Genomic DNA, 10153 nt, shown 5'->3' on the forward strand with positions numbered 1-10153 from the left:
TCCAGGGGTCGAGGGGTCAAGGGTTCAAGTGAGATACTGAAACGCAAGCAAAATCTTCAGAGAAAAACACTGGAACCCTTGGACCCTATAATCCTCGGCCCCTTATGATTTTAGCACTTCACTTGACCCCTGGAATCCTTGACCCCTTGAACCCTGATGTTTTCACCCGCTCTTTTGGAGATGATCCAATGATTTTAAATGATCATCCTAACCTCATGATCAATGTAAGATAACCCCATTAACCATCCATAATACATAGAAAATACCATTCAATGAAGTGTACGATATTTGTTGCCGCGCCCTATATGTACCGTCCTATAAGATATATTATGTTAACTTAAACGCCCGCCTTGTTTATCTCCATTGGGTCTATGTTTAAGGGAAAATAGGCCTGCGGGGCTGTTGAAAAAGTCTCTTATGGTAAATAATTTGTCATGCCCGATAAACTTGTCCCCGCATGCATTCAGCGGGGAGCGGGCATCCAGTAATACTATGAAAAACCTGGATTCCCGCCTACGCGGGAATGACGGCATGAGACCAGAAAAACACTTTTTCAACAGCCCCCTGCCCCCTTTTATCTTTTTCTTGACTCTCATTTTATTGATGATACTATTATGCATTGTGCGTTATGCATCATGCGTTATACATGGTGCAAAAATAAAAAGAAACTAAGCCATGCCGGATAAAAAACTTTTCATCAACCCTTTTGTTCTCGGGCGTATCCGTCCAGGTGAGCCGTTCTGCAACAGGAAAAAAGAGCAGTCTGATCTCAGGACCCACTCTTTAAACTGTGTAGATGTTGTCCTCTATTCTTCCCGCAGATTAGGCAAGACTTCTCTTTTGCATCAGGTTTTAAATTCCATGGAACACAAGGGTTATTATGGAATCTATGTAGATCTTGTTTCCATAACGAGCGAGAGCGATTTTATCCGGAAAGTCGTTGAGGGAATGGTTCTCGGAGTTGGAAAGGATGTGACGAGCCGATCATTCCCAAAGAGGATCAAGGGGCTCTTCAGCCGTATCCAGCCCCAGGTGGAAATCCGGCCCGATGGTGTAACCTTCTCTATCAAATATAATAGCACCGTAAGTTTGAATTTACTGGTCGAAGATGTTTTCCATGGCTTATCCAAGTTTTTGGATGCAAGGGAGAAAAAAGCTCTGGTTGTGCTTGATGAATTTCAGCAGATCGCCGACCTGAAAGAGAACAAAAAAATCGAGGGTCTGTTACGCGAATATATTCAAGGTGAACGGAACATCGCCTATTTTTTTGTTGGGTCGAGACGGCGGATATTAAAAGATATGTTTACAGACAAAAACAGGCCCTTTTATAAAAGTGCGTTTTCCTACCCTCTTGGAAATATTTCAAAAGACGAGCTTTCAAAATTTGTGAGGCTTCAATTTGCAGATACCGGGAAAAACTGCCCTCTGGAGATCGCCCAAGAGATTTATGATGATGTAGGAGGACACACCTATTATGTGCAAAAACTATCGCACATTCTTTGGGATATTGCGGAAACAAAAGCGACCCCGGCGTTGTTGGCAAAGGCAAAAACCGAACTGCTCCAGTCCGAAGCTCGGGATACCTTCGAGAATATGTTTCAAGGGTTGAATCAGGGCGAAAAGAAACTCGCAAAAGCGCTGGCTTTGGAACCGACCCGTCAGCCCTACGCTGCGCCGTACCTGGCTCGTTATGAGCTTAATGCAGGGGGTGTAGGGAGAAACATAAAATCCCTATTAGATAAGGATCTGCTGGAGATCACAGAGGATAGCGTGCATCAACTCACCGATCCGCTTTTTGCAAAGTGGTGTTCGATGTAAGGGATCAGGGCTATACATGGGTCTTATGAACAGAACTGCGGACACGTTCAAATTGCAGAATTTTTGTGAGGACGGATGAAAAGAGTTGATGATTTCCGGTTGAGGTTGGGCAAAAAAGAGCTGGTGCCGATCGTCATCGGAGCGATGGGTGTGGACATATCCATAGCAGAACTTGCGCTTACCGCCGCTCGGCTCGGCGGAATCGGCCACATCTCCGATGCCATGGTGCACATCATCACCGACCGGCGGATGAAGACGAGTTTTGTAAAGGAAAAACTCAAAAAGTACCAATACAACATCGGCAACCCGGACAAATCCGAGGTTCATTTTGATCTCGGACAATTGGCTGAGGCGACCAGACTGCATGTAGGACGGACCATGGAGGCCAAAAAGGGTGACGGCCTCATCTTCATCAATACGATGGAAAAACTTACCATGAACGCGCCGCACGAAACCCTGCGTGTGCGCCTCAGCTCGGCCATGGACGCCGGCATAGACGGCATTACCCTGAGCGCGGGTCTGCACCTGAGGTCTCTTGCCATGGTGCAGGATCATCCACGCTTTCGAGACGTAAAATTCGGCATTATTGTCTCCTCACTTCGCGCCCTGTATCTCTTCCTTCGGAAAAACTCCAGGCTGAACCGCCTCCCCGATTATATCGTGGTGGAAGGCCCGCTTGCCGGCGGGCATCTCGGTTTCGGCATGGATTGGGCGCAGTATGACCTCAAGACCATTACGGACGAGATTATCCTTGATCTCAAGCGGAATGATCTGGACATACCGGTCATCCCTGCGGGGGGCATTTTCACAGGCACGGATGCCGTTGAATTTCTTGAGGCCGGAGCTTCGGCCGTTCAGGTGGCGACCCGTTTTGCGATCACAAAAGAAAGCGGACTGCCGGCCAAGGTTAAGCAGGAATATTTCAAGGCCGATGAGTCGGACATCGAGGTCAACATGATCTCACCCACCGGCTATCCGATGCGCATGCTGAAGATGTGCCCGGCGATCGTTTCGGGAAACAGACCGAATTGCGAAGCCTATGGCTATCTGCTGGATGGTTCGGGCAACTGCAGCTATAAAGATGCCTATTACCTCGAGCTGAAGAAAAACCCAGGTGAGAAAAGAATGTCAGTCGAGGGAAAAACCTGCCTCTGCACTCAAATGCGGAATTTCGGCTGCTGGACCTGCGGCCAAAACGCCTATCGGCTCAAAGAAACGACCCGGCGTCTCCCGGATGGAACCTATCGACTGCCGGCCGCGGAATTCGTTTTCAGGGATTATCAGTTCAGCGTCAATCATCAGACCAATCTTCCGGAAGAACCGGAAGGCTGATCATTTTTATTCTTCGGAGCCGATTCGGTCCCCGAACTTCTGTTTTTGGAACCCTTCATGACTGGTGTAATTGTTGACTTCATCCGGCGGACGGTAGCCGAGATGGCTCTGAGAATAAACCATGGTATCGAGCGGGGGTTTGCTATGACGGTTGTAGGAAAGGAGGAGTTTGACCCCGGTCATGTTCAGCTTCCCGCCTTCCGCTTCATCGCATAGATAATCCAGCGCCCCTCGTATATTAAACGGCTCCAGCCGATAGGGACGTTGTGATATCAGCGCATCGAATATATCGTTGATGGTCACGAACTGGATGAGACTCTCGACGACTTTGACTCCCCTGGGATACCCGGAGCCGTCCATTTTCTCGTGATGGTTGAGAGCCACAAGGGCATGCATGGATTCATGTTCCCCGGTGTAATAGACCAGCAGCAGAAAACCGATCCAGGGATGTTCATGGATATACAGGTACTGCTCGTAAGTCAGTTTTTTCGTACTCTGAAGTATCTCAAGAGGGATCCTGGACTTTCCAAAGTCATGGGTCAGAGCGGTCGATGCCGCAGTCAGCGCCATTTTCGAATCCTGGTATAGATCCTGCGCCATGCGAGCGGTCATGATCGTCGTGATCAGTATGTGCCTGTAGGTGTAGTAATCTTTGATTTTGCAGAAATCGAGTTCCTCCAGAATATCATCGTTCAGAACCATCTCCCCGACAAGATCCAATACACGTTGTCTCAAGGTTTGCTGGTCAAAAATGATGCGGTAGTTCTCATCCTTCATGACGCGTAAGAAATCTTCCGGAAGGTGCGTCTCTTTGAGCCGGGTAGTCTTGTTGGAAGGCCGGGCGCGCTTATGCTTGATCTCGTCCAGTATGGGCCTGGTGATCGTCTCCCCCCGGCCCAAGATCAGAGTTCCCTCATGGGCATACAGGTCTTCCCGCATGACCAGAGAATTTTGGAAATCCATCACGATTGCCTCTTGTTAGTATTTCAGGATTATTAACCGATTAAGGGGTGGAAATCAAGATAAATCCTTCTTGCGTTAGTCATCCCGGCGAAAGCTGTAGCCGCCGATTTTTATCTCAAATGGAATCCAGAGCAGGCGCAAAAGGTTCAGTCTTTCAAAATCACGGTATTCTTTAAGGCCGATGGTCATCTCCCTATGCCCTTCCTGCGGCTGATCCCGGTAAGTCCCGAAGAGACGGTCCCACCAGGGAAAGAAAAATCCGAAATTGCTGTTGGTTTCCTTTACCTTCCAGGAGTGATGCACCCGGTGCATGTCCGGCGTGACCACAAATCTTCGGAGGATACGGTCAAGGGACAAGGGGATCGCCACATTCCCGTGATTGAACTGTGCAGAGGAATTCAGGATGACTTCAAAGAGCAAGACTCCGAAGGGATGAGCGCCCAATGCCGCCGCCAGCGCCGCCTTGTAAAGCATGGAGATGAAGATCTCCAAGGGGTGAAAACGAAGGCCGGTGGTCACATCAAAGTCCAGATCGGTGTGATGGACGCGGTGGAGGCGCCAGAAGACGGGGAGCGCATGGGACATGACATGCTGCAGATAGATCGCCATGTCAAAGAAGAAGATGGTGATGAAAAAGGAGAAGACCTCAGGGAGATGAATTGCATGGAGGATCCCCCAACCGTGATCCCTGGCATAGACCGCCGTGCTCACGGCCACGGCGCCGAGGGTGAACCGGACAAATAGCATGTCCACCGCGGTCAGCGCAAGATTGGCAAACCAGCGGCGGCCTTTGGGCTGAAGCAGGACCCTTCTCGGCCGCATGACCTCCCAGACGGCCATGACCACTAAACATCCCAGAAATATGGAAAAACGGATCACGGACTCATGTGCAATCATCAGGTTCTCCCCTCCCCTGCCGCGATACAGTGATCAGCGCCGTCTTTTCCCGGAACCGGATACCCGATCAGAGGCCATACTGCCCGCGGTCCGCTCCCGGATTCATGATCATTCGAGGATCACTTTATCAGATTGACGATAAAAGAGCAAACCGGATAGAAACAACATTATCTAAACTATTAAAATTTCTATCGCGGAATTTGGGGGCCGAGGATCTGTTTGACACGGCGCTCATTCTATTGTATTTTATTTACGACGTTTTGCCGCAAAGGCATCTGTTCATCAGCCGGCATGGGAGAGTCACCATGAATAAAGAGATCAAAGAGATGGAAAAGGTCCTTGAGATCTATACCATCGCCGCTCGTCGGGAGAAGGCAGCCTACGAGTTTTACAAGGACGTTGCCGAAAAGGTTTCAACCGAAGAAGAAAAAAAAATCCTCCTCGGACTGGCGCAGTTTGAGATGCAGCACCTCAAGCTGATGGAAAGCCATTATGAAAAGACCCTTAAAAAAATTAAAGAACTGCATAAGCAGAGCTGATTCTACACATGCATTTCTGGAGAGGAGCAAAACATGGCCGTTTTCAAAATCCATCCCCACCCCATCGCCGTCCACTTCTCCAACGGCCTGATTCCGGTCTCGGTTTTTTTTCTCATGGTTTTTGGGGTCACCCGGATCCCTGACATGGAGATCGTTGCCTTTTACACCCTCTTGACCGGCACACTGGGTTCCATGCTGGCCGTGGGTACGGGACTCTTCGACTGGAAGAAGAACTACCGCGGCGCCTGGGTCCCGGTGTTCAAGAAGAAATTGACCGCCGGCATTTTGGCTATCGTTATAGGCATGATCGCCTGCATCATCCGTTTTTTGAATCCGGAACTTCTTTATTCCATCACCCCCCTTTCCATCATATATTTGGCCCTGAATCTTTTTATCCTGGGCTGCGTGAGCATTGCCGGTTATCTGGGGGGGAGGCTCGTTTTCCAATAGTGAGGAGAATATATGGCCTTCCTAAATTACTTTAAACCTGTTCCGTCATGGAGCTCTAATCAAGTCCTTGATTTTATAAAAGATAAGAATCCTGATGAATATCAACTTATAGACGTGCGTCAGCCTTCAGAGTATCAAGGAGAACACCTGCCTGGCGCCCGTTTGATCCCCATCGGGGAACTCTCCTCACGTCTGAACGAACTCGACCCGAAAAAACCGACCATCACCTATTGAAAAGCCGGCGTACGCAGCCGGTCGGCTGCAGGCATGCTCTCCGGCGCCGGTTTCAAGCAGGTCTTCACCATGACAGGCGGGATCGATGTCTGGAACGGCCTCAGGGCATCCGGCGCACCCGATGCGGGGATGGCCGTGTTTTCAGATGCCGACACGGCCGAAGACCTGCTGGCCTTGGCGTGGGTCCTGGAGGAAGGTTCCCGCAAATTCTACGCCGGCGTATCAAGATCCCTGAAGGATGACGGGGCCGTAAAACTGTTTCAACAACTCACAGCCGCCGAGGAGAAACACAAGGAATCTCTTGTCCGGCTCTATGGAGAGATTTCCGGGTCGCCTCTGCCTGTTTTTTCTGAATTGGAAGGCTCCGAAGGCCTGATGGAAGGAGGGATACCGGTCGGCGCCGGACTCTCCTGGGCTAAGAACAAGGGCGCAAGAGAAATCCTTCAGTTCTCCATGGCCATGGAGACCAATGCCTACGACCTCTATCTGAAGATGATCCCCCGGATGACGGATGAAAAATCCGCGCGGGTTTTTAAAACCTTGGCTGAGGAAGAAAAAGGGCATCTGGACAAACTGGGTAAGCTGCTGGAGCAAAGGGTCTGACCCCGGAATACACTAAAAAATATAAGGGGTCAAGGGGCCAAGGATTCCAGGGGTCAAGTGAAGTGCTGATCCACCAGAAAGCCGGCGCTCCCCGGCGTGTGTCCCGGGAGCAGATGGGCCATAACCTCCATGCGGCTCTTCCCGATCCGGAAGACCTCGCCTTTTCAAGAGGCATGAAATTCATGGCGATTCCTTTTTCTCCCGTGGGGAGGCCGGGAACCTGGATTGAATCTCTTCGAGTGTCTTTTGAAAGAGATCCATCATGGGGCCGTTTAGGGCCACCGCACGGCGGGCTGCATCCAGGGCCTCCTCTCCCCTCCCCTGTTCCATGAGCACCTGGGCCAGATTATTCCATGCCGGCCCGGAATCCGGATGCAGGCGGGCCGCCTGCCTGAAGGCTTCCTCCGCAGTCGTGAGTTCACCCGATGCATAAAAACTATTGCCCAAACCCATGAGTGCGCCGAGGCTCCCGGGCCAGCGCGCGAGCGCCGTTTGATAGCCGGTCACCGCGGCAGTCCATTGCCGGGCCTGTTCCAGTCCCAGCACGGCCATGAGATAATCTTCCTCATCGGCGGTGGCAGGAAATTCTTCCGGCCGTAAAACCAGCAGTCCCCAATACCCGCTCCTTAACCAAGTGTTTTTAAAAACCCGGAAGGATAAGTGTTCCCGTGGTGTTTTTCCGGAATGAAGGATGATGGTATCTTCAGGCAGGTCATAGCCGACGACGACTGCATAATGCCACATGGGATACCAGGAGAGTCCAAGATTCTGAAGGACCATGACCGGATGACCGTCGGCCACCTCCGTGAGCATGGCCTCGATCCCTGAAATCGGATAGGCGATCCGGCCGTGACGCCGTGCCGCGCTGATCAGCGAAGTCTGAAGGCTCCCCTTACGGACGGGCGTATAGACCTCGGATTCGAGTTCTTCAGGGGTGACCGAGATCCCGCGGGAACGGAGCAGCATGGCGAGGGCCGCAGGACCGCATTGATGCTCACTCTGGGCGTAAAATGGAACCGCGCTGATCTCAGTCTTGGCAGGTCTCCCCTCACCATACGCCGGCAAGGAGCCTGATCGCAGCCCGGTACAGCCGGTAGGCAGGATACTCAACAAGAGGACGAGCAGGGCGCAGCAACATCGGCAATCAACCCCGTTACTCACCGTCTTGTAAGACGGGGCTTTCTTGCTGATCTGATATTGCATATGCCATTCACCACATTGGAAGTTCACTGTTGCGTGACAGGAGTCTGAACTTCTGACAGAGGAAACTTCTAACGTGGTTCATCCCCAGCCTGAAGTCCGGGGCTTTCTGGTGTAACGGGGTCAACACGGTAGTCCGCTCTACGAGCCATCGGCCACTCCGTTACCGCCTGGGGGCTGGGTGGTTGACAAATGAGTAGACGCGTGTCAGTCCCAGAAGGTCCGTAATCAACAAAACAATAAAGACGAACAAGGCCGCTCCGATCAGCGCCCCCACGGCATCACCACCGGCGGGGAGCCGGTCCATCATACCGGAAATTCGGTTCACCTCGGTATCGGTCAAACTGTTGATGCGCGCCCGAGCTTCCTCGGGCCGGACACCCTGCTGAACCATGACGGTCTGAACATCCTGCCGGTTCAGGAAATTCACAAGTCGTGTGCGGGCATTCCGTCCCTCTGTGGTGTTCAGCGCCGTTTCCGTCCCCACCATGGCTGCGCGGGCCGTGTGCACGGAAAAGTCGAGCATGGAATAAGAAATAATCAGGAAAAAACAGACCGGCTTGGCAATCGAACGCATCATACCATTCTCCTTCTCTGATGATCAGTTTTTTAAGATATGGATTTTTCCGAACCGTTTTAAAAAGCTCTTATGTTTGTTATGTATAACAATTCAATTTCATTGTCAATAGGTTTGTCATTCAGAAAGAGACGGGGGAGACGCTGTGGAGGAACCATGTCATGGCCGTCTCATGGTAATAGATATGATAGATCTTCCGGTCATCGCCCTTGAGCCGGAACCACCGCCTTGTCGTCTTCTCCTCCACATCCTGTTCGACCCGCCGGTCGAGAACTTCGACCACGTTGATTTTTTCACCCCGGAAAACAAAGGCCATCGGGCTTTCCTCGCCCCGATACCCTGCATAGGCCGTAACTTTAATCTCTTGGTCGCCCATTACCGGAATTTTCCCCGTCCGAAAACAAGGCCCTTCTCCATCTGTTTTCCGGCTGCGTCCTCGCTGACGGATGCCGGCAGGTAAACCGTTTCCAACTCCTTGAGGAGTTCTGCCTCGGTCCTGTCCTTAAAGATGCCGCAAGGACCGCCACCCGAAGTGGAGAAACCAGATGCCGAAAAAGATCAAAAACAGGCCGCAGAATAGAATCATCCGCTGATAAAACGGCGTGCTGATCCATGACCTGCCTCTGCTGACGGCAAAGGAGATGGCGCTGTACCATAGGAGATCTGCAAGGATATGACCGGAAAAAAACACAAGCACCCCTGCAAGTCCATACTTCCATGCCGCGGCCAGATACCCCATCCCGATGGTCGCCCACCAGAGACTCCAGTAGGGGTTGGCGAGGCTCACCACTATTCCGGTAAGCACCGGCCTCCCGGCATCCGGAGCGTTTGTTTTTTGATGTTCCGCAGAAGGGCTCATCTTTTGTGAATCCCTGATCATTGTGGAGCCGAACCCACAGAGGACAACCCCTCCGGCCATTCCAAAGATTCCGGCGATGACAGGTCTCACGATCCATGGCCCAAGTCCGGCCAATATTAAAACAACCAGGGCCAGTTCCAGAATACCGTGCCCCAGTACAATCAGAGGCCCTGTCCGGAATCCTTTTTTTGAAGCATCGGCAATCGTCACGGTAAGCAAGGGGCCCGGCATCAATGCCCCTGAAAGGGCAATGATAAAAGAGGTAACAAATATCAGAATCCATCCCTGCATAGGGAGACATATTATAGTGTTCCCGTGCTTTTTACAAGATTAACACGCTGAACGGTCAATAATCTCTGTGACAACTTCTGCGGACAATCCAAGACAGGATAACGAGCAGAAATTGCCGAAGGCTCTTATGAGTGGTATAGTTATTAATATTCTCGAAATAGAATAGACATAGTTCATAGAATCTCCCCTTGCCCCTCAGAGGGATAACTCCCCCTTGCCCCCTCTTAAATAAGAGGGGGGAAAGCCTTTTTTAGAAAAGGGAGGTTAGAGCCTGCCCTCAAATGGGTTTATCGGGGGAGGGATTTTCGATATGATGTCATTTCTATTATGAGAACCTTATTAATTCATGGAAAAGAGCATGGTTGAAAAACGGCAGCAGGACAAGTGCCA

13 protein-coding genes are annotated in these 10153 nt (G+C 51.2%); 6 read left to right on the forward strand and 7 right to left on the reverse strand.

The features are described 5' to 3' along the window. Positions 1 to 332 precede the first annotated feature (332 nt). Positions 333 to 620 (reverse strand): hypothetical protein, encoded by a 288-nt coding sequence (locus AUK29_05460; protein OIP64083.1) that lies wholly within the window; start codon positions 618 to 620, stop codon positions 333 to 335. A gap of 55 nt (positions 621 to 675) precedes the next feature. Between AUK29_05460 and AUK29_05465 the strand changes: the two genes are divergently transcribed. Both AUK29_05465 and AUK29_05470 read left to right on the forward strand, forming a co-directional pair. Beyond that, positions 676 to 1818, forward strand: a complete 1143-nt coding sequence (locus AUK29_05465; GenBank protein ID OIP64084.1) for a hypothetical protein — start codon at positions 676 to 678, stop codon at positions 1816 to 1818. Positions 1819 to 1893: 75 nt separating this feature from the next. Continuing rightward, positions 1894 to 3150 carry a 2-nitropropane dioxygenase gene (locus AUK29_05470; GenBank protein OIP64085.1) on the forward strand — a complete coding sequence of 419 codons (1257 nt, stop codon included), beginning with the start codon at positions 1894 to 1896 and terminating at the stop codon, positions 3148 to 3150. Positions 3151 to 3156: 6 nt separating this feature from the next. Here AUK29_05470 and AUK29_05475 read toward each other — a convergent pair whose 3' ends face one another. Both AUK29_05475 and AUK29_05480 read right to left on the reverse strand, forming a co-directional pair. After that, entirely contained in the window at positions 3157 to 4113 is a 957-nt protein-coding gene (locus AUK29_05475; protein OIP64086.1) for a hypothetical protein, read from the reverse strand. 75 nt (positions 4114 to 4188) lie between these two features. Continuing rightward, a complete protein-coding gene (locus tag AUK29_05480) occupies positions 4189 to 5010 on the reverse strand; it encodes a hypothetical protein (protein OIP64087.1) in 822 nt (273 codons plus the stop codon). A gap of 200 nt (positions 5011 to 5210) precedes the next feature. Here AUK29_05480 and AUK29_05485 point away from each other — a divergent pair, with 200 nt between their 5' ends. Genes AUK29_05485 through AUK29_05500 form a run of 4 tightly spaced genes read left to right on the forward strand, consistent with a single transcriptional unit; the run spans position 5211 to position 6836 of the window. Continuing rightward, positions 5211 to 5549 (forward strand): hypothetical protein, encoded by a 339-nt coding sequence (locus AUK29_05485; protein OIP64088.1) that lies wholly within the window; start codon positions 5211 to 5213, stop codon positions 5547 to 5549. Between the two features lie 33 nt (positions 5550 to 5582). Further along, positions 5583 to 5999, forward strand: coding sequence for a hypothetical protein (locus AUK29_05490; GenBank protein ID OIP64089.1), 417 nt, complete (start codon positions 5583 to 5585; stop codon positions 5997 to 5999). A 12-nt stretch (positions 6000 to 6011) separates the two neighbouring features. Next, positions 6012 to 6233 carry a hypothetical protein gene (locus AUK29_05495; protein OIP64090.1) on the forward strand — a complete coding sequence of 74 codons (222 nt, stop codon included), beginning with the start codon at positions 6012 to 6014 and terminating at the stop codon, positions 6231 to 6233. Between the two features lie 33 nt (positions 6234 to 6266). Then, positions 6267 to 6836 (forward strand): hypothetical protein, encoded by a 570-nt coding sequence (locus AUK29_05500; protein OIP64091.1) that lies wholly within the window; start codon positions 6267 to 6269, stop codon positions 6834 to 6836. Between the two features lie 180 nt (positions 6837 to 7016). On the opposite strand, the gene AUK29_05505 is transcribed toward AUK29_05500, so the two are convergent. From AUK29_05505 to AUK29_05520, 4 genes are all read right to left on the reverse strand, one after another. Continuing rightward, positions 7017 to 7862, reverse strand: coding sequence for a hypothetical protein (locus AUK29_05505; protein OIP64095.1), 846 nt, complete (start codon positions 7860 to 7862; stop codon positions 7017 to 7019). Positions 7863 to 8199: 337 nt separating this feature from the next. Beyond that, positions 8200 to 8616, reverse strand: coding sequence for a hypothetical protein (locus AUK29_05510; protein OIP64092.1), 417 nt, complete (start codon positions 8614 to 8616; stop codon positions 8200 to 8202). A 118-nt stretch (positions 8617 to 8734) separates the two neighbouring features. After that, on the reverse strand, positions 8735 to 8989 hold the full coding sequence (locus tag AUK29_05515) for a hypothetical protein (protein OIP64093.1): 255 nt from the start codon (positions 8987 to 8989) through the stop codon (positions 8735 to 8737). Between the two features lie 126 nt (positions 8990 to 9115). After that, a complete protein-coding gene (locus tag AUK29_05520; GenBank protein ID OIP64094.1) occupies positions 9116 to 9763 on the reverse strand; it encodes a hypothetical protein in 648 nt (215 codons plus the stop codon). Between the last annotated feature and the right edge of the window lie 390 nt (positions 9764 to 10153).

The organism is Nitrospirae bacterium CG2_30_53_67, from assembly GCA_001873285.1.
Classification (GTDB): domain Bacteria; phylum CG2-30-53-67; class CG2-30-53-67; order CG2-30-53-67; family CG2-30-53-67; genus CG2-30-53-67.

Excerpts from the sequence above, each read along its gene's own strand:
- AUK29_05490 (OIP64089.1), top strand. The coding sequence starts at position 5,583 with ATGGCCGTTTTCAAAATCCATCCCCACCCCATCGCCGTCCACTTCTCC.
- AUK29_05520 (OIP64094.1), bottom strand. The coding sequence starts at position 9,763 with ATGCAGGGATGGATTCTGATATTTGTTACCTCTTTTATCATTGCCCTT.
- AUK29_05500 (OIP64091.1), top strand. The coding sequence starts at position 6,267 with ATGCTCTCCGGCGCCGGTTTCAAGCAGGTCTTCACCATGACAGGCGGG.
- AUK29_05460 (OIP64083.1), bottom strand. The coding sequence starts at position 620 with ATGCATAATAGTATCATCAATAAAATGAGAGTCAAGAAAAAGATAAAA.
- AUK29_05465 (OIP64084.1), top strand. The coding sequence starts at position 676 with ATGCCGGATAAAAAACTTTTCATCAACCCTTTTGTTCTCGGGCGTATC.
- AUK29_05480 (OIP64087.1), bottom strand. The coding sequence starts at position 5,010 with ATGATTGCACATGAGTCCGTGATCCGTTTTTCCATATTTCTGGGATGT.
- AUK29_05510 (OIP64092.1), bottom strand. The coding sequence starts at position 8,616 with ATGATGCGTTCGATTGCCAAGCCGGTCTGTTTTTTCCTGATTATTTCT.
- AUK29_05495 (OIP64090.1), top strand. The coding sequence starts at position 6,012 with ATGGCCTTCCTAAATTACTTTAAACCTGTTCCGTCATGGAGCTCTAAT.
- AUK29_05470 (OIP64085.1), top strand. The coding sequence starts at position 1,894 with ATGAAAAGAGTTGATGATTTCCGGTTGAGGTTGGGCAAAAAAGAGCTG.
- AUK29_05515 (OIP64093.1), bottom strand. The coding sequence starts at position 8,989 with ATGGGCGACCAAGAGATTAAAGTTACGGCCTATGCAGGGTATCGGGGC.
- AUK29_05475 (OIP64086.1), bottom strand. The coding sequence starts at position 4,113 with ATGGATTTCCAAAATTCTCTGGTCATGCGGGAAGACCTGTATGCCCAT.